The sequence below is a fragment of the Oceanobacillus iheyensis HTE831 genome, from assembly GCF_000011245.1.
GTDB classification, from domain to species: domain Bacteria; phylum Bacillota; class Bacilli; order Bacillales; family Amphibacillaceae; genus Oceanobacillus; species Oceanobacillus iheyensis.
The window spans coordinates 1,778,503-1,797,723 of sequence record NC_004193.1 but is presented as its reverse complement, the minus strand read 5'-3'; the positions used below and the strand labels follow the sequence as shown (position 1 = coordinate 1,797,723).

General features: G+C 34.5%; 22 protein-coding genes and 1 other RNA gene. 16 read left to right on the top strand and 7 right to left on the bottom strand.

All coding sequences use genetic code 11. The features are described 5' to 3' along the window. Positions 1 to 7: 7 nt before the first annotated feature. Both OB_RS09055 and nth read left to right on the top strand, forming a co-directional pair. Complete coding sequence (locus tag OB_RS09055) at positions 8 to 685, top strand: DnaD domain-containing protein (protein WP_011066157.1); 678 nt, start codon at positions 8 to 10, stop codon at positions 683 to 685. Positions 686 to 688: 3 nt separating this feature from the next. Beyond that, the gene (gene nth, locus OB_RS09050; protein WP_011066156.1) at positions 689 to 1,339 is read left to right on the top strand and encodes an endonuclease III; all 651 of its coding nucleotides are present in this window, start codon (positions 689 to 691) and stop codon (positions 1,337 to 1,339) included. A 53-nt stretch (positions 1,340 to 1,392) separates the two neighbouring features. Here nth and OB_RS09045 read toward each other — a convergent pair whose 3' ends face one another. Both OB_RS09045 and recU read right to left on the bottom strand, forming a co-directional pair. Beyond that, positions 1,393 to 4,170, bottom strand: a complete 2,778-nt coding sequence (locus tag OB_RS09045; RefSeq protein WP_011066155.1) for a PBP1A family penicillin-binding protein — start codon at positions 4,168 to 4,170, stop codon at positions 1,393 to 1,395. Positions 4,171 to 4,188: 18 nt separating this feature from the next. Next, positions 4,189 to 4,779 (bottom strand): Holliday junction resolvase RecU, encoded by a 591-nt coding sequence (gene recU / locus OB_RS09040; protein ID WP_011066154.1) that lies wholly within the window; start codon positions 4,777 to 4,779, stop codon positions 4,189 to 4,191. Positions 4,780 to 4,866: 87 nt separating this feature from the next. Between recU and OB_RS09035 the strand changes: the two genes are divergently transcribed. From OB_RS09035 to OB_RS09000, 9 genes are all read left to right on the top strand, one after another. Continuing rightward, entirely contained in the window at positions 4,867 to 5,814 is a 948-nt protein-coding gene (locus OB_RS09035; RefSeq protein ID WP_011066153.1) for a DUF2515 domain-containing protein, read from the top strand. Positions 5,815 to 6,391: 577 nt separating this feature from the next. Further along, positions 6,392 to 6,616 (top strand): hypothetical protein, encoded by a 225-nt coding sequence (locus OB_RS09030; RefSeq protein WP_011066152.1) that lies wholly within the window; start codon positions 6,392 to 6,394, stop codon positions 6,614 to 6,616. 56 nt (positions 6,617 to 6,672) lie between these two features. Then, entirely contained in the window at positions 6,673 to 7,026 is a 354-nt protein-coding gene (locus OB_RS09025; RefSeq protein WP_011066151.1) for a YppE family protein, read from the top strand. Positions 7,027 to 7,089: 63 nt separating this feature from the next. Then, positions 7,090 to 7,491 carry a cytidine deaminase gene (locus OB_RS09020; RefSeq protein ID WP_011066150.1) on the top strand — a complete coding sequence of 134 codons (402 nt, stop codon included), beginning with the start codon at positions 7,090 to 7,092 and terminating at the stop codon, positions 7,489 to 7,491. A gap of 181 nt (positions 7,492 to 7,672) precedes the next feature. After that, positions 7,673 to 7,993, top strand: a complete 321-nt coding sequence (gene gpsB, locus OB_RS09015; protein WP_011066149.1) for a cell division regulator GpsB — start codon at positions 7,673 to 7,675, stop codon at positions 7,991 to 7,993. 62 nt (positions 7,994 to 8,055) lie between these two features. After that, an RNA gene (rnpB, locus tag OB_RS17945) (RNase P RNA component class B) lies at positions 8,056 to 8,443 on the top strand. A 149-nt stretch (positions 8,444 to 8,592) separates the two neighbouring features. Continuing rightward, on the top strand, positions 8,593 to 9,720 hold the full coding sequence (locus OB_RS09010) for a THUMP domain-containing class I SAM-dependent RNA methyltransferase (RefSeq protein WP_011066148.1): 1,128 nt from the start codon (positions 8,593 to 8,595) through the stop codon (positions 9,718 to 9,720). A gap of 154 nt (positions 9,721 to 9,874) precedes the next feature. After that, complete coding sequence (locus tag OB_RS09005) at positions 9,875 to 10,966, top strand: type III polyketide synthase (protein ID WP_011066147.1); 1,092 nt, start codon at positions 9,875 to 9,877, stop codon at positions 10,964 to 10,966. Continuing rightward, positions 10,963 to 11,475, top strand: a complete 513-nt coding sequence (locus OB_RS09000; protein ID WP_011066146.1) for an isoprenylcysteine carboxyl methyltransferase family protein — start codon at positions 10,963 to 10,965, stop codon at positions 11,473 to 11,475. The genes OB_RS09005 and OB_RS09000 overlap by 4 nt, the downstream gene beginning before the upstream one ends. A gap of 163 nt (positions 11,476 to 11,638) precedes the next feature. On the opposite strand, the gene OB_RS08995 is transcribed toward OB_RS09000, so the two are convergent. From OB_RS08995 to OB_RS08985, 4 genes are all read right to left on the bottom strand, one after another. Further along, on the bottom strand, positions 11,639 to 13,327 hold the full coding sequence (locus OB_RS08995; protein WP_011066145.1) for a b(o/a)3-type cytochrome-c oxidase subunit 1: 1,689 nt from the start codon (positions 13,325 to 13,327) through the stop codon (positions 11,639 to 11,641). Next, entirely contained in the window at positions 13,327 to 13,830 is a 504-nt protein-coding gene (locus OB_RS08990; protein WP_011066144.1) for a cytochrome c oxidase subunit II, read from the bottom strand. Before OB_RS08990 ends, OB_RS08995 begins: the two co-directional genes overlap by 1 nt. A gap of 18 nt (positions 13,831 to 13,848) precedes the next feature. Continuing rightward, on the bottom strand, positions 13,849 to 13,983 hold the full coding sequence (locus OB_RS18315; RefSeq protein ID WP_152023701.1) for a cytochrome c oxidase subunit 2A: 135 nt from the start codon (positions 13,981 to 13,983) through the stop codon (positions 13,849 to 13,851). A 282-nt stretch (positions 13,984 to 14,265) separates the two neighbouring features. Further along, the gene (locus OB_RS08985) at positions 14,266 to 14,466 is read right to left on the bottom strand and encodes a cold-shock protein (RefSeq protein ID WP_011066143.1); all 201 of its coding nucleotides are present in this window, start codon (positions 14,464 to 14,466) and stop codon (positions 14,266 to 14,268) included. Positions 14,467 to 14,760: 294 nt separating this feature from the next. Here OB_RS08985 and OB_RS08980 point away from each other — a divergent pair, with 294 nt between their 5' ends. Further along, positions 14,761 to 15,363, top strand: coding sequence for an HD domain-containing protein (locus OB_RS08980; protein WP_011066142.1), 603 nt, complete (start codon positions 14,761 to 14,763; stop codon positions 15,361 to 15,363). Between the two features lie 10 nt (positions 15,364 to 15,373). On the opposite strand, the gene OB_RS08975 is transcribed toward OB_RS08980, so the two are convergent. Then, on the bottom strand, positions 15,374 to 16,393 hold the full coding sequence (locus OB_RS08975) for an NlpC/P60 family protein (RefSeq protein WP_011066141.1): 1,020 nt from the start codon (positions 16,391 to 16,393) through the stop codon (positions 15,374 to 15,376). A gap of 164 nt (positions 16,394 to 16,557) precedes the next feature. Between OB_RS08975 and OB_RS08970 the strand changes: the two genes are divergently transcribed. The 4 genes from OB_RS08970 (at position 16,558) to tatC (ending at position 19,205) form a co-directional block, all read left to right on the top strand. Then, positions 16,558 to 17,511 (top strand): thymidylate synthase, encoded by a 954-nt coding sequence (locus OB_RS08970; protein WP_011066140.1) that lies wholly within the window; start codon positions 16,558 to 16,560, stop codon positions 17,509 to 17,511. A gap of 52 nt (positions 17,512 to 17,563) precedes the next feature. Next, the gene (locus OB_RS08965) at positions 17,564 to 18,052 is read left to right on the top strand and encodes a dihydrofolate reductase (RefSeq protein WP_011066139.1); all 489 of its coding nucleotides are present in this window, start codon (positions 17,564 to 17,566) and stop codon (positions 18,050 to 18,052) included. A 138-nt stretch (positions 18,053 to 18,190) separates the two neighbouring features. Next, positions 18,191 to 18,361: a twin-arginine translocase TatA/TatE family subunit gene (locus tag OB_RS08960; protein WP_011066138.1), complete on the top strand. Its 171-nt coding sequence runs from the start codon at positions 18,191 to 18,193 to the stop codon at positions 18,359 to 18,361. 70 nt (positions 18,362 to 18,431) lie between these two features. Beyond that, positions 18,432 to 19,205 (top strand): twin-arginine translocase subunit TatC, encoded by a 774-nt coding sequence (gene tatC, locus OB_RS08955; RefSeq protein ID WP_011066137.1) that lies wholly within the window; start codon positions 18,432 to 18,434, stop codon positions 19,203 to 19,205. The last annotated feature ends 16 nt before the right edge of the window (positions 19,206 to 19,221 follow it).

The following is a 19,221-nucleotide window of genomic DNA, read 5'->3' as shown; positions in this document are numbered from 1 at the left end:
CTTATCAATGAAAAAGAGAAATTTACATTTACATGAGATTGTAAAAGATCAACTTAGTATTCCTGCGAAACTTCTTACCGACTATCATCTGTTAGGTTTACATGAAGCAGAAGTAATGTTGATTTTACAATTACTACGATTCTCAGAAAAAAATAATGATTTTCCAACCCCATCAGAATTGGCACATTTCGTTAGTTTTGATGAAAAACAGTGTGCCCAAATTTTACGTAAATTACTTCAACAAGGCTTATTAACTATAGAAAAAAATGAAGAAATTGAACCTTATAGTGAAGCTTATTCTCTAGAACCCTTATGGGAAAAGTTATACAGTCAGAAGCAAGAAAAGAATGAAAATGAAGATCCAATTGGTACGATCTTTATTCTATTTGAACAAGAATTCGGTAGACCACTATCTCCTTTCGAAATAGAAACCATTAATACTTGGATAGATGAGGATGAAATAGAACCAGCTCTAATAAAAGCTGGATTAAGAGAATCCGTACTAATGGGTAAGCTAAACTTTAAATATATCGACAGGATCTTAAGAGAGTGGAAGAGGAAAGGGATTCATTCTGTTCAGGATGCACGAAAAGCAAGTCAACCATTCCATCAAAATCAACAATCGCCAAAAACGAGTCAAAAGAGAGACACCTCGTTCTACTATAATTGGCTAGAGGGGGAATAAAATGTGCTTAACCAAAAACAAATACGACAATGTCTAGATATTATGGCGGAGATGTACCCTGATGCTAAAGGCGAATTGGAACACTCTAATGCTTTTGAACTGGTTATTGCTGTTCTATTGTCTGCCCAATGCACAGATAAGTTAGTCAATAAAGTAACTGCAGATCTTTTCCAAAAATATAAGACACCTGAAGATTATCTTTCTGTCGAATTAAGTGAGTTAGAAAATGATATTCGTTCTATAGGGCTATATCGTTCTAAAGCAAAAAATATACAAAAACTTTGTCAAATGTTATTAGATGAATATAATGGGGAAATTCCTTCGTCAAAAGAGGAATTAGTTAAATTAGCAGGTGTTGGCAGAAAAACAGCAAATGTCGTAGCATCGATTGCATTTAATGAGCCTTCTATAGCAGTAGACACACATGTAGAACGTGTATCCAAACGTCTTGGTATATGCAAATGGAAGGATAGCGTTCTAGAAGTAGAAAATACCTTAATGAAAAAAGTACCACGTGATGAATGGAGTGTAACCCATCACCGAATGATATTCTTTGGCAGATATCATTGCAAAGCAAGAAATCCGCAATGTCCAGAATGCCCGCTTCTCGAATTATGTAGAGAAGGAAAGAAAAGAATGAAGAAACTAGCATAAGTAAGAATATAAAAAGACGCAGCACGTGCTGCGTCTTTTATATTTAGTTAATTTTAATTTTCTTCACCAGAATCTCCGGTTTCATCTTCGGGATTTCCATCACCAGAATCTTCATTTTCATCCTCGGGAGTTCCATCCCCACTATTATCCTCATCACTATTACCTTCATCATTACCATTGCCTTCGTCATTTCCACTATCTTCTCCATCACCGCCAGATTCATCTGGAACAGTAGTAGAGGTAGATTGAGGAGGGCCGGTAATTTCACTATCATCGTTACTAATCGGTGTCACTTCAATCGTGTATTCACCAGGACTCGCACCCGTTACTTCTAATCCTTGAGATTGAACTGTTTGTGTCTGGCCATTAACATTTACTTCAAATGATGCTGATGGTCCATCATAAGACCAACTTACATCAATTACTCCATCTCCTACATACTGAGCAGATAATCCGCTAACAGAAGGGAGTTCATCGATTTCTTCTTGTTCTTCATCTTCACCTGGAACCGTTACGGAAGTTGTGGCCGGTTCGCTTGTTAAGTTACCATTGGAAGCTGTTACTTCTATAACGTATTCCGCTCCGGCTTCCACTTCAGATATTTCCATCGAAGTATCCTCAGTAGAAGAAAGATCTTGCATATCGCCACCATTGACACTAGCTCGAACATCGAAACTAATATCATCATCAGACTCGTAATCCCAACTTACATCAATTGAATTGGAATCTTCATTATACGTAGCATTCAAACCACTTACTGCATCAAGCTGATCGAACTTCTCTGATACACTTGTTGGTTCTGTTCCTTTTACAAATAGTTCTGTTAACGTCTGTTCACTAGGTGTATAATCACTAGCTAAAGCAGGTGGATTAGATCCTTTTTCTACTTTTACCTCTGCAACGGAATCTGGCTTCTCAAAGCTGGCAGTATCGTTACCCTCTGAGATATGTGCCATTGTTTGTCGGAACATTTCCCGAGAAAGGCTAGTATCTGTTAAAGCTACTCGACTAACACCTCCATTTTCATTTATACGTTGACCTCCCGTCCAAGCTGCAATCGTGTAGTCTGTAGTATAACCAACAAACCAAGCATCTGGACTTCCTTCAGCGCCATCTAATGTCGTTGTTCCTGTTTTACCAGCTATATCAAGGCCAGGGATTTGAACTGATGAGCCGGTACCATCTTCTACTACAGAACGCATCATATCCGTAACCATATATGCTGTAGAATCTTCCATGACCGGTTCAGCTTCAGGTGTCAAATCAATAGTTCGACCATCTGGAAATTCTACTTTTGTTACTGCGTATGGTTCATTGTAAATTCCTTCATTACCAAATGCGCGGTATGCACCAGCCATCTTCATTGGATTGGAATGGTTTCGTGTACCTCCAATTACATCTCTTACATCTAGATTATAATCAAAAGTTTGACCTAAATTCTCCGCAAATTTTTGTGCATTTTCATATCCAACAGATTCTATGGTTTTAGCAGCCGGAACATTTAGAGACATTTGTACTGCATACCTTGCAGATACCCAACCATGATATTGACCATAGTTTTGAATTGGAGAAGATCCATCTATTTCAAACGGTCCATCATCATTAATTTGGTGGTAAGTAGACATTTGATTGTATTCAATTGCCGGACCATAAGCTAGAAGTGGTTTAGCTACAGAACCAATTTGCATTTTTCCTTGAGTTGCATAGTTAAAGCCACTAACATCGCCAGTATCTACTCTACCTCCAATTGCTTCTATCGCACCAGATTGTGTATCGAGTACGACGATAGCACCTTGTGTATTTTCTGGATAATTAATCGAATTCCCATCATTTGCTAAGAGAGACTCTACATGCTCTTGTGCATCTGGATCAATTGTTGTATGAATTTTCAATCCGTCTGTATCAATATTTGCATCTTCAACTTTTGCTTCTACTTCTTTTCTTACTTGTTGTATAAACGCCTCATAAGGAGTAGGGTCTGGTTTTGATTCATTTAATAGAGAAGTTACTTCTACTTGTCTTGCTTCTTCAGCTTCTTCTTCTGTAATTTTACCGTGGCGAACCATTAGTGTAAGAACGGTATTCATTCGTTCTTTTGTGAGTTCTGGGTTTTCATACGGATTATAAGCCGAAGGGCGTTGCGGCAATCCTGCTAATATTGCGGCTTCAGGTAAAGTTAAATCATTAAGATCTGTTTTACCAAAATAGGTTTCCGCAGCGTTTGCAACACCATAAGCTTGTGAGCCATAGAAAATACTATTTAAATACATTTCCATAATTTCTTCTTTTGTATATTCGCGCTCTAACTTAAGAGCTAACCACATTTCTTGTACTTTTATACTTACTTTCTTATCTGGTGTTAAGAATGCTCGTTCAACCACCTGTTGTGTGATTGTACTAGCACCTTGGGAACCAAATCCATCCGTAACGTTTGCAAGTATTGCTCCGCCAACTCTTCGTGGATCGACACCAGCATGATCAAAAAACCTAGCGTCTTCCGTAGCTGTTACTGCATCGATTAGCACATCTGGAAGATCCTCATATGTCACTTGCGTTCTACGTTCTTCTGCACTAAGTTCTGCAAATTGTTCCCCATTCTTATCTAATAATGTAGAAGAGAAAGGAACGGTAAGTTTTTCTTCGTCAATGTCTGGGGCAGTAGCAATCCAATATGCACCAACTCCAATACCAATGACTAACATTGCTAACATAATGATTAAAAATATTTTTAAAACCTTTTTCCAAGTTGGTTTATTCGATTTTCTTGATTTCTTTGATTTCTTCTGTTGTTGTCTTCTTGCTGTTCTACTTTGGCCTTTATTCTCTGCCATTAGTTTCTACCTCCGTAATTAAAAATAAAGCTTATCTACAGCAGCTAAATAATCTACTCTTTTCTGGTAATGAAATGGAATAAGCTGACTCTGGTTTCTTATCATATCATAGGGAATCGATTTCTTCCCTCCATCTTGCTTAAGATTCCAAAATGTTAAAAGTGCTTTGGCATCCAATAAGTATGTCTCATCATGAGCTGTAAATCGAATTAACATAAAACAAATACCCTGTTGATCAATAACCTTTTGCATATGATTGATTTGATGTTCATGTATATTAGCTAATGGAAATGATGTTTTATTCTTCGTTTCCTTTGCCTCGAAGTCAATATATTTACCTTTATAAATGCCGTTATAATCAGTAGTAGAGGCTTGTTTGAAATAAGCTTCTGTTATTACTGCTGCGCTTCTTTTCGGATAATGTACATTAACAATCTGAACAGGGGTTGGTTTTTTGTGTATAACTGCTTGATTTGTTTCCAGATAAAATTCATTTGTTGCATTAATGTCATCCTCTAAGGACATTCCTCTATTGCTAAACATACGATTATCCTGTTTTTGTACAACATGGTTGGTTGTCACCTTCTGTTGACCATTCGGATAATTCAATAAAATCCCTCCTCGCTCCTTTTGCATGATATTTAGAAAAGAAGCAAAAGATAATTCATAACTCTTTTAGAAAGTATGTGGTAATTGATGAGTAAACTACAACAATCTTTCCTCATCCATTATATAACAAATTCAACATCATCACATAATATAGACAACATTTCTAGAACAAAAGCTTATCAGGCCTACTATGAGAAACATCCAGAAATTGTATGGACGCTAATCGCAACCGTTGTATCTCGAAATGCGGGATATAATATGACAGATCTTACGTTATCCACCTATAAGAAAATGCTAGGCAGAGAAGAAATAGAGTATTTATTCCAAACTTATGAACGGGCAAATTGGACAATATTCTCTGATGCTTATCCTCAATTGTTAGTATATGAATTATCAAAAGAACTTCAAAAACCTTTATTTCATCTATTAGTACAATTTCAAGTTTCCAGATTTATGATAAAAGAGTGGAATTATTTTTGGAAAACAAATAATAAAGAAAGACTAATGCTCGCTCTTATTATCAATGAACAAAACGTTATCGAACACCCATTAATTACAAAATCAAAATATGAAAAAGAAGTATTTCATAGCCTACCTTATCATATAATCAATTTATTATGGATGAATGCCGTTTTGATTCCTGCGATACACCAACCATCATATGGGGTATTTATTCATCATTTTACCTCCTTAAATCGGCGAATTAAAACAGGTAGACAAATTGCGACGATATTAAGTGATCCCAAAATTTATAATCGTACTATAGATTTTATTCGAACAGTAGAGCCAACTGGATCTCGATTCGAATATGAAAGATTCCGCAAAATAAATTCTAAAAATGAAATTAGTTTACCATACAGGCAGCTTTATCCGATTGTTCAGCATCAAGATAATATTCGAAGAGACTGGTCAAAAAAGAAGGGTGTACACAAAAAATGGCTAAATCGATTAACTGTTTCCCAATATTCTCCTATTGAAAACCAGTTTAACTTTAAACGGAAATTATTATACCTATATGGGAGACTTCACTTTTAAGAAAATGGCATGTAAAGAAAGTGGTGATTAAAATGACAGATCTAATAAAGCTTAAGGAATGTACCCTGCTTACACTTGGACGATAAATAAACCCAGGGTGAATCATTTATCCCTTAGAAGATTTAAGTATATCTTAAGCTTATGTAATGAATATGTGGCTTTGAAGGACAGCGATCCCAACTATATGGAATTAAAAAACTAACTAGGAAACTTCTCATCTCCTAGTTAGTTAGAGCCGTTCAGATAAAAGTGAGCGCTTGTAGAAAATTAAATCGATCAACATTCGGAATTTATACCAACTGTATGAATCGTGAAATGGAATCAAGTAGATGGACGATTAGGTCCATCTAACTTTTTATCACCAGTTTGTGGAGCTTTTTTCAAATGTTTGTCGGTTTTTTGTTCTTTTTTAGATTTACGCAATGAAAAACACCTCCTTTATATTAGTTTGTCTAATCTTGGTCATTTGATGAGTATAATCACTAGTTTTGTATCAATACTTCTAGTTTTGTCGACAAGGAAGGGAGTAGAGCCAGTCATAAAGAATTAATAATATAAAAGGAGAGGTGTTGAGGTAATGCATGCTATGAAGAAAATAAATTCCATGTCCAATAGAGGGTACAGTAAACAAGAAACCGAGGCAAAAATGAATGAACTTCAAGCACAATTATCGTATATGCATCACAAATTAAAAGTCCAGGTAGATAGGGAAGTATGGTTACAATTTCAATCTGAGCTATCTCAGATCGAACATACGAAAGCATTTATTGAAAACATCTATAGCAACAACGGTAAGAGATGAGATTATTATTCATTCATGATAGAGTAAGAATAGATAACAAGCTAAGGGGATATATCATGGATGTAAAAGAGATAACTATACAATTAAAAAAAGATCTGGAAAAACTAAAATATAGATTTTTAACTTCTGCACCACCAGAAGACAGAAAGGATAGGGATTATTTCCAAATGGTAAAGGAGGAAACCGCTCCAGTTTACCAATTAATTGCTCAATGGGAAGAGGATGCTCTTTCCATAGTAAAGGAAAGAAAAGCCAATGTTCATCCCAACCAAGTAGTTTCAACTAGAGAGAATATGGAACTACTATTAATGCATAGTTTCTATATGGATACAAGAAAGAAACGTTATATGGAGTTATATCGTTCGATATTATACGTGTTTGACCTATTATTAGAAGATATAGAACAGTAAGACCTTTACAGTTTTCTAAAAATAAACTATAATAACGAACACTACTAATAAAGGATGAAATGGATGAACAAGAATCAATTATTAGATGCTTCTCTAAAGGCGATGGATAGTGCGTATGTACCGTATTCGACTTTTCCGGTAGGAGCAGCATTGTTAACTAAATCAGGCAAGCTTTATACAGGTTGTAATATAGAAAACGCAGCATATCCTGTTACATGTTGTGCAGAAAGAGTAGCTATATTTAAAGCAATTTCTGAAGGAGAGACGCAATTTGCAGAAATGGCAGTAGCAGCCAATACGAAAAGACCTGTTCCTCCTTGTGGTTCTTGTCGACAAGTTATGAGTGAATTCTTTACTTCGTCAATGAAGATTCATTTAACGAATTTAAATAAAGAAGTAAAGACGTTGACAATAGAAGAATTATTACCTTTTTCTTTCCAACCAGATGATTTGGAGAATAATTAATGGGAACTCCTCTATTTATCCTATTATGAATTTTTAATTTTAAGAAGGAGACTGGCAATCAGTTTCTTTTTTTGTGTTATAATAATAAGTAAATGTTCTAATTCAATAGATATTCAATAAATATAGTGACAAGGAAAGCTATGAATTAAAAATGGTTTGTAATGATTTAAGAGGTGATTATATGAGTGTTAATCGTATTCAATTAAGTGGAAAAGATATTTTAGAAAAAGATTTCAAAACTGGTATTAGAGGATATTCACAAGAAGAAGTAGACGAATTTTTAGATGTTATCATCCAAGACTATGATAATTTTAAACAAGAGATTGACCGTTTAAAAGCAGAGAACGAAAAACTGAAAAAGAGTACACCTGCTGTAGAACAATCACGTTCAAGATCTCAACAACCACCAACTTCTCAAGTTAATTATGATGTGTTAAAGCGTCTATCTAATTTGGAAAAAGCTGTGTTTGGCAAGCGTTATACGGAGCAGGAAGAATCTTAATTGGAAATAATATTATATTGATTTAATGAAACAGCCGTGATAAGATATTTAAAGTCAATTAATTGCTCATGTAATCGCTGCATCCTTTAGGATGTAGAGGAAAGTCCATGCTCACACGAGCTGCGATGCTCGTAGTGTTCGTGCTTGACGAAGTCATAAGTCAAGGTAGCTTTAATGCTAACGGCAGATATGATATCCTAAGTTATCTTAAAGATAATATGGATTCATTCTTGAAAGTGCCACAGTGACGTAGCTAGATCGGAAACTTTCTAGGTGGAACGCGGTAAACCCCACGAGTGAGCAACCCAAATTAATGGTAGGGGCATCCTTTTAGTAGGGAATTAGAACCGAATAAGGGACAGATTAATGATCTGTAGATAGATGATTACGACCGGCGTACAAGGTTGACCACCGTTTGCAGTACAATGGTACAGAACATGGCTTATCGAGCAATTAATGGTCACGTATATATGAGAAAACCACCCTTGTATGAAAGTAATTTATACAAGGGTTTTTTATGTGAAATAGGTTATCTTGGTTCCTCATTTAAAAATATGTTACACTTATACTACTTTTTTAACGGAAAGGACTTATCCCGTATGAAACAAGTTAGATTATTAGCAACAACTGCAATGGGGTTAGAATCTATTGTTGCAGATGAAGTAAGAAATTTAGGATATGATGTGCAAGTTGAGAATGGAAAAGTACTCTTTGACGCTCCTATTCAAGCAATTCCTCGTTGTAATTTATGGCTCCGTTCAGCTGATCGAGTGAAAATAATTGTAGGTGAATTTGAAGCATATTCTTTTGATGAGCTATTTGAAAATACAAAAGCATTACCTTGGGAAAATTATATAGCAGAAGATGGACAGGTTCCTGTTTCCGGAAAATCAGTTAAATCAAAGCTATATAGTGTTTCTGATTGTCAAGCAATAGTAAAAAAAGCAATTGTAGAGCGACTAAAGCGAAAATATGGTCTCATTAATAAATTAACGGAGACTGGGGCCTTATTTAAGACGGAAGTATCCATACTAAAAGACAAAGTAACACTAACAATAGATACTTCAGGAACTGGTTTACATAAAAGAGGTTATCGAGTAGGACAAGGAGAAGCTCCATTAAAGGAAACATTAGCTGCTGCACTTGTTCAACTAACAAATTGGAAGCCAGACTTTCCTTTGATCGATCCGTTTTGTGGATCGGGTACGTTATTAATAGAAGCTGCTTTAATTGGACAGAACATCGCTCCAGGCTTTAATCGTGAGTTTGCTGCTGAAGATTGGGATTGGATTCGTCAAAAACATTGGGATCAAGCCTTTCAAGAAGCAGAGGATTTTGCTAAATACGACCAACCTTTAAATATTGTTGGAAGTGATATTGACCATCGGATGATTGAAACAGCTAAAGCTAATGCATTAGAAGCTGGACTAGGCGATTTAATTACTTGGAAGCAGATGCAAGTAAAGGATATGACCATTAAAAAACCAAATGGATACATTATTACAAACCCTCCGTATGGACAGCGACTTAGTGATAAAGAGGAAGTAGAGCAAATGTATCGTGATCTTGGTAAGGTAATGAACCAACATCCTTCTTGGAGTGTTTACACAATTACCGCTTTTGATAAATTTGAACAAGCATATGGAAAAAAAGCAACAAAGAAAAGAAAACTATTTAATGGATTTATTCAAACCAACTATTATCAATATTTTGGACAAAAAGAATAAATATACGAAAACCTCCTGGTAGTGTTCCTTCTCAGTAGTATTAACAATTGAGGGATTACTACTTAAGGAGGTTTTTTCTTTTGACTGTTTGTATGAATCATTCTTGAATGGGAATACTGTTTGAAGAAAATTCCTATGAAACAAGGTGAAGATAGTGACATACATAAGTTCCGTTGGGATAGGCGTACCATCATATAGAATTCCTCAACAAGATGTAAAACATATTGTTAAGCAGTTATTTTCATATTCTGAAAAACAAATTGAACGATTGCTTCCTGTTTTTGATCATGCAGCAGTTGAGGAAAGACAGTTTGTGGTAGATTCATCTTGGTTTTTCGATGATCATAGCTTCGAAGAAAGAAACCATATTTATCAAACAGAATCGATCAAACATTGTTTAGATGCAATAGATACATGTTTAACAGATTCTGATTTCCTACATCAACCAATTCCTTATGAAGCGGTTGATATGATTGTTTTTGTTTCCAGTACAGGAATTGCAACACCTTCCTTAGATGTGAGTTGTATCAATCAGCGTCCGTTTAAAGAGAACGTACAGCGAATGCCTCTATGGGGGTTAGGTTGTGCAGGTGGAGCGATAGGGTTAAGTAATGCAATGAATTGGTCAAAAGCTCATCCAGATAAAGTCGTCTTGATCATTTGCTGTGAGTTATGTAGCCTGACATTTCAAAAACAAGATAGTAAGAAGAGTAATATGGTTGGTACCGCTCTTTTCGGTGATGGGGCAAGTGCTTTACTTCTGGTCGGAGAAACCTCATCATATTGTAATCAGTTAAAAGGGACTAAATTACATTTGCACGAACAGAGTTCTTTATTAAAAAAACACAGTGAAGATATAATGGGTTGGAATGTAAGAGATACTGGTTTTGAAGTCATATTTAAAAAGAGCATACCTGCCTTAGTACATTCCTTTTGGAAAAGACATATTGCTGAGTTTCTCCAAGCAATTCAATATACTAGTGAAGATATTCATTCCTTTATTGCTCACCCAGGCGGGAGAAAGGTAATGGAGGCGATGGAAGAAGTAATTCCATGCACTTCAGAGAAACTATATTATTCCTATGAGGTGTTAAGAAAACATGGTAATATGTCATCTGTAACTGTATTTTACGTTATTCGTGAATGGATGAAGCAAGGAATAGAAGAAGGGGAGCGAAGTATAATAAGTGCTTTAGGACCTGGATTTAGTTCTGAATTATTGTTTGCGGAGTGGAAAAATGTATGAAAATATTCTTGACCATATTGTTTGTATTTATAATCCTGCAACGACTTATAGAACTAATAATCGCTAGTAAAAATGAACAATGGATGCTAGCAAAAGGTGGAGTTGAAATAGAGCCACATCAACATAAGTGGTTTATCATGGTACATGGATTGTTCTTCATAAGTATTATAGTAGAATTAATTCTAAGTAACGCTTCCATTCCTGAACTTTTCATCTTATGGTTTAGTTTGTTTATAGCTACACAATTCGTTCGTATATGGAGTATTACTTCCTTAGGAAAGTACTGGAATACCAAAATAATTATTTTGCCCGGAAGTACATTGGTGAAGCGAGGTCCTTATAAATATGTTAAACATCCAAACTATATCATTGTTGGTATTGAATTATTTGTTATCCCAATGATGTTTGGAGCATATTGGACAGCGGTTATATTTCCATTTTTTCATCTTATTTTAATGAGTATTCGAATTCCAGCTGAAGAAAAAGCGCTCACTAGTTTAAACGATTAATCCACTATGTAAAATATCGTAGATTAAGATGAATATCTAAGAAAATATATATGCAATTCTTGGTTTTTGAACAGCGATTCCTGCTTAGAATATCTGGGCTTGAAAACCACTAGGAAAAGGAGGGGCTTCTTTTCCTAGTTAGATTCAACTAATTCTCTACAAATTAATTACCGATTATAGCATCAAATGGTGGTGATCCAGGTGGTGCGTTTTGAATAATATCAACCACAGGGATGGTATAAGCAAATAAAATTAATGCTATTGTTATACCAATCCATAATTTCCAATTCTCCATCCATTTGGGAGTAGCTGGTGCATGATTTTCTTCCTCAGCAATAGGGAATTCTTCGTTTCCTTCTGGTGCAAAAAATACTAGATAAATAAAAATATATACCATCAAAATGATCCCAATAAAGAGAATAGTACCACCAACCGCTTGAGCCATCTGATATGCACCCCAGTCCACAGCTTGCTCGGATCCGCCGTATTCTGAATAGGAAGATCTTCTCGGACCACCTAACAAACCTTGGATATGCATAGCGCCAGACATAATCGTCATCCCAATTGCCCAAACCACGGTTTGATAAATACCTAAACGGTGTATTTTTCTCGTTAATTTTCTACCAGTTAAATGAGGAATTAACCAGTACGCTATCCCAAAAAACGTTAAGAGAACAGTCGTCGCAACAGTTAGATGAAAGTGTCCTGTTACCCAAATTGTGTTATGGACTACTGTATTCATTTGATGAGAGGCATTAATGATTCCGCCAATACCACCTGGTATAAATGCAAGCATACCTACAAATGGAGCAAAGAAGCGGACATCTTGCCAAGGTAAGTTTTTAAACCAACCAAATAAACCTTTATGTCCTTTTTTTCTTCCAGTAATTTCAAACGTAGCGAACATCGAAAATGCTGTCATTAAACTAGGAATAATAACCATGAAGGTTAATACAACTTGTATAAACTTCCATGTAGGATCTATTCCTGGTTCTGTTAATTGATGATGAAAACCAACTGGAATCGAAAAGAATAAAAACAAAATAAATGATAATCGTGCTAAGGAGTCACTAAATAGTTTACCTCCAATTATCTTCGGTATAATGGCATACCAAGCCATGTAAGCAGGTAATAACCAAAAGTAAACTAAAGGATGGCCAAAGTACCAAAATAACGTTCTACTTAACAATACATTGATTGTTTCTGCAAAACCTAATGACCATGGAATAAATTGAACTAATACCGCTACAGCTACACCTAGTGAAGCAATAACCCACATAATCATATTAATGGTAACCATAAAAGCAAGGAGAGGGGATTTTTGATTTGGAATTTGCTTTTTCCAAACAAATAGTTGTCTCCAATTTACAATTGCTGCAATCCAAGTCCCCACAACAACAAGAGCTAATCCAATATAGAAGAGGGGATGTGCTTTTAAGGGTGCGTAAAAGGTGTAGAGCACATTTGCTTTCCCTATTAGAATTGTAACAGCAGTCATTGATGTACCAATAGTCATTACCCAAAAAGCTAACCAAGCAAATTTGCGCTGTTTTTCAGAAATACCTACTGTTTTTCCCATTAAAGCAAATTGAAATCCAATAATAAAAAAAGTAGTTAATACTAAAGCAAGAACAACACCATGGAACGTAAGAATTTGATAATAACCAATTCCAAAAGGGAGAGTAAATTCACCTGTTCGTACTAATACTTGCAATAACCCCATTAGTCCACCTAAGAATAAAGAAATAATTGCTACATAAATAAATGATAAGTATAATTTAGAATCTGTTTTTGTAATCACGATAGATTCAGTTGAAATATCTTCGAATGTTTGTAAATTAGCAAGTGCCATTATTCATACACCTCCACTGTCGTAAACATCATATGATGTCCAACTCCGCAATACTCATTACATAACAAGGTAAATTCTCCAACATTATTCATTTGAACTTCCATACTGCTAACGTAGCCTGGTTCTACCATCATATTTACATTCGTTCCAGCAATATTAAATCCATGTATGACGTCTGTTGTGACTACTTGAAATAATACAGAAGCACCTTTAGGAATCTTAATATGACTTACAGAATTTCCGTCTTCATCTACACCAAGATCATAATTAAAAGCACTAGCAACAACATTAACAATATAATGATCTTCATCCACTTTCGTTAATCCAAGATTTTCTTGTTGAAAAGCTTCATTTGCTTCGACATTATTTGGATCAATTGTTAATCCATGACTTTGCGGATGTGTACCCATATAAAAAGCCCCAAACCCTAAAACAATTAAAAAAATTATTAATGCACTAACTCCAAGAATTAACCACCATTTTTCTAATTTATGCAGATGCACGTCACTCATCCTTTCTTCCTATCTAGATATAAAAATTGCAAATACAGATACCCAGCATATAATGATCAGCCCACCTAATAGTAGAACTGAAGCAAATGTTCCTATAAGGTTTGGCTCTGTTTCATTATTTTTGTTTTGAAAAAGTTTTTTCATCATTATCACCCCTTTTGTATCTATAGTTTTATCATACACAATACAAAGGTCCTATTCGTGCAAACCATAGACTTTTCACACTTTGTTCAATTATGCACAAACAATGCGTTCTAATGATTTTACTAACTTTTTAGTTAGAAAAGTATATGAACAATTAATGAACAAATAAGGGAGTTTATTGACAAAACGAGGAGGGAGGAGCGGTATAAATAACTACATTATTAAAAACACAAAAAAAGCGGAAAGCTTAAAATTAAGCTTTCCGCCTCTATATATAAGATATTATTTTTTTACAACGTTTGCTGCTTGCGGACCACGTTCACCTTCAACAATTTCAAAGGAAACTTCTTGTCCTTCTTCTAAAGACTTAAAGCCTTCTTCTTGAATTGCTGAATAGTGTACGAATACATCATTACCTTCTTCAAGTTGGATAAATCCATAACCTTTTTCAGCATTAAACCATTTTACTACTCCGTTTTCCATGTAAATTTCCTCCTAATACTTCCACGTAAAACGCGTGTTATTACAAAGTTGACCAACGAAATATTAAAAAAGGGCAGCTTCTATAGAAGTACGGACCATAAATCATCCACTTCTATAGAAGCTGCCTTCGTTAATTAATGATTCCGTACATCTTCTTTGCTTGGTACTAATGTTAGCCTATACAAACAAATCAGTCAAGGAAATAACTTTAATTTTCGATAAATTAACTAAAATTTACAAATAGTATAACGAATGATAAAGTAATTCTATATTTTATTAACCTTGGGGGAAATAATGCATTCAGAAAACAACCAATTAGATAAAATTAGTGAATATGTACAACAGAAATTCGCAAATGATTATACAGGCCATGATTATTACCATTTGCAGCGTGTGGTGAAAAATGCGATTAAAATAGCTACAGATGAAGGAGCAGATTTATTTATAACCACAGCAGCAGCATGGCTTCATGATATAACTGACCATAAACTAGCTAATAATCCAGAGAAAGAAAAAAATGAGCTTATACAGTTTCTTAAACCATTAGGATTACAATATTCTCAAATCGAAGCTATAATAACGATTATCGATACTACTTCTTATTCTAAAGGTGTTATACCATCGACTATAGAAGGAAAAATAGTTCAAGATGCTGATCGATTAGACGCAATTGGTGCCATCGGCATAGCTAGAGCATTTGCATATGGGAGTTCGAAACAGCGGTCTATTCATGACCCAACAAAATCATCCGGTTCTACCATTCACCATTTTTATGAGAAATTACTATTATTACAAGATTCAATGCATACAAATACAGGTAGAATGATAGCAGCAGAACGTCATCAGTACATCGAAAACTTTCTACATCAATTCTACAAAGAATGGGAAGGGGAATAACTCTATACTATTAGATACGCTTTGCACCTAAATATCTCTCTTCCCAATAAGGATTGGATAACTCGGTAATAACGACACCACTAGATGAACCAGCATGAATAAATTGCCCATTACCAATATAAATACCTGCATGGGATGGCCCTGAGTGTGTGGTTGAAAAAAATACGATATCACCAATCGAAGGACTATCAACAGGAGAACTAAAATTCCATATTTCATTAACTGTTCTAGGGATAACGATATCATGGCTTTCATAGACATATTGAATGAAACCACTACAATCAAAACCTCCTGGTCCATCACCGCCATACACATAAGGGGTCCCGACTAATGATCGAGCAGCTTTTATAATAGGCTGTTTATTTCCGCTTACATCGAGTTGTTTTGAATAGTAGGGATCCTTACTTTGCTCTTCGCTCATATCATCATTATTTTCAGAAGTAGAAGATGCATTACCTTCCACTGTGTCTACACTTGAATTCTGGGGTTCTTCTTCCACTGCATAATATATCTCTTGAATTCTTTCGTCTTGTTGCTCACTTATCAATGATAAGTCATAATCTTTCTCTATACTAACTAAAGCATCATGGGTTAAAGGACCATAAATACCATCTATTTCATCTGAATAATAATCCAGAGTAACTAATGCCTTTTGGACTTCTTTTATTTCATCCGATTTCATTCCTGGATGAATGGAGTTGATCTTATCTTCAATTATAGAAATCGAGTTGGCTTTTTCTATTTCTTCTAATTGAGAAATACTAAGTGCATCATTAAATTGCTCATCATCTATTTGAAATGTTGATTCTTCTTCACTTATGCTATATTGTTCCGTATTCCAATTTTCGCCAAACCAAACATCTTCCTTTTTTATTAATGCATTTGAAGATTCGATATGATTATCGCTTTGTACTACTTGTTCAGATGCTTCTATATCAACTGGTAATCCAGTCATTGCAACAAATGGTTGACTAGCAACATATGTATATACAATAGAATTTTTAATTATTTGTTCTATCGTGGTATTCAAATTTGTGAACCTCCTCTGAAAAACCGAGCTTTACTCTAGTTTTATGTTCGAATAGTGAGCTTATGTTTTACGATTATGTAACAAAAGAGGACTAGTATCTGTTATAATTAAATCATTTGAGAAGCAAAATCTATATTTTAAATATAGTCAGGAGAGATTAATATATGTTAGGGGAACAAGCCTACTTAGATTTGTGTAAACAAATATTTAAAACTGGAGAACAACGTGGAGATCGAACCAATACAGGAACACATTCTATATTCGGACATCAAATTCGTTTTGATTTAAATAAAGGATTTCCTCTTCTAACGACAAAACGTGTTCCATTCCGACTAGTTGCGAGTGAACTACTTTGGTTTATTAAAGGGGATACCAATATTCGGTATTTATTAAAACATAATAATAATATTTGGAATGAATGGGCATTTGAAAAATGGGTAAATAGCGCTGATTATCAAGGTCCAGATATGGCGAATTTCGGATTACGCAGTCAAAAAGATGAGAATTTTAATAAACAATATCAAGAACAAATGGAGCTCTTTAAAACGCGAATTCTTGAAGATGATTCTTTTGCTGACAAATACGGGGACTTAGGATCTGTATACGGGAAACAATGGAGAAATTGGAAGACTACTCAGAATGAAACAATTGATCAATTAAAAGATGTGATTCATTCCATTAAAACGAATCCAAATTCAAGAAGACATATTGTATCTGCGTGGAATCCAGAAGATATTCCAACAATGGCTTTACCTCCTTGTCATACATTATTCCAATTTTATGTTTCAAATGGAAAGCTTTCTTGTCAGCTATACCAAAGAAGTGCAGACGTATTCCTAGGGGTACCATTCAATATAGCCAGTTATGCCCTACTCACGCATTTAATTGCCCATGAGTGTGGATTAGAAGTTGGTGATTTCGTACATACTTTTGGAGACGCACATATTTACTCTAATCATGTTGAACAAGTCGAAACACAACTGGAAAGGGAGATCCGCGATTTTCCACAACTAATAATAAACAAAGATAAAAATTCTATTTTTGAAATGGACTTAGATGATTTAGTGATTGAAAATTATAATCCTCATCCAAGTATTAAAGCACCGATTGCTGTATAGTTCAAAATAGATACTCACACAACGAATCTAAATAGGAAGTTGAGGTTATAATATGATTTCGTTATTACTTGCTATGGATCGCAATCATGTAATTGGAGTTAATAATCAATTGCCTTGGCATTTGCCAAAGGATTTACGTTTTTTTAAAGAAAAGACAACAGGTAATACAATTATTATGGGAAGAAAAACATTTGAATCGATGGGAGGGGCATTACCAAATCGAAAAAATATTGTCTTAACCAGTCGTTCCGATGTACAGTATCCGAATGCTAAAATAATTCATCACATAGACACGATTAAACAATGGAATATAGAAAATCCGGAAGAAGAATATTTTGTAATCGGTGGTGCAAACTTATTTCAACAAGTAATGGATATTGCTGATCGAATGTATATAACTTGGATTGACGAATCATTTACCGGAGATACATTCTTTCCCAAATTTAATCAAGAAGACTGGATAATATCATCTAAAATTAAAGGTGATAAAGATGAAAAAAACCCTTATGATTATTACTTCATTCAATACGATCGAAAATAAACAAACGAAGATTTATGAATAACTTGTTTAATTATTTCTAATCGTGCTATGATATGTATAAAGTAAAGAGCTACTCAATAATGCATAGATAGTACTGATTTAATAATGAAAATACCTACGATGGTGGAGTGATGCTTGATGTTTAGTAATATCGGCTTTCCAGGCTTAATATTGATTTTAATTGTAGCATTAATTGTATTCGGACCAAACAAGCTACCTGAAATAGGACGAGCTTTTGGAACAACACTAAAAGAATTTAAAAATGCGAGTCAAGATATTATGAGTGACCACAATAAAAAGAAACAATAACAACGAAATGGAGGTGTAGGGGAAATACCCTTACATCTTCTTTTATGTCGTACATAAGGAGTGTTTGTACATGTCAACACCTGAAGATCAATATACCAGTAATACTGATGGTACAGAAAAAGAAATGAATGTCGTAGGACATTTATCCGAATTACGAAATCGTTTAATAGTTACAGCCGTAATATTTATCATTCTATTTATAATAGGTTTTCTCAATGTGAAAGATATCTACTGGTTCTTTGTTAATGACATCGATTTAGAATTAACAGCAATTAGTCCAACAGAGATTATCTGGGTTTATTTTTCAATGGCTGGTTTGGTTGCCATAATCGGTACTATTCCTATTCTAGCTTATCAAGTATGGGCATTTATAAGCCCAGCTTTAACTTCTCGTGAAAAAAAGGTTTCGTTATCTTATATACCTGCATTATTCCTATTATTTATTATTGGACTTGTATTTGGATATATCATTTTTATTCATCTAATATTTCCATTCTTACTATCGTTAAACGAAGACATGTTTAATATCATGTTCACAGTGGACAGATATTTTACCTTTTTAATGAAAATTACTTTACCTTTTGCATTTCTATTTGAACTACCATTAATAGCAATGTTTTTAACTAGCTTAGGAATAGTAACACCAGATTTCATGACGAAAAACCGTAAATATGCTTATTTTGTACTTATTGTAATCGGGGTAATAATTACACCACCTGATTTTATTTTACAAATTGTTGTTGCCGTTCCACTTATGGTGATTTATGAAATTAGTATTTATTTATCTAAAATAGTTTATAAAAAGAAACAAGCAAAACACGAAGCTTTTATGAATGAATCTTAAAACATAAGGGGGAAGC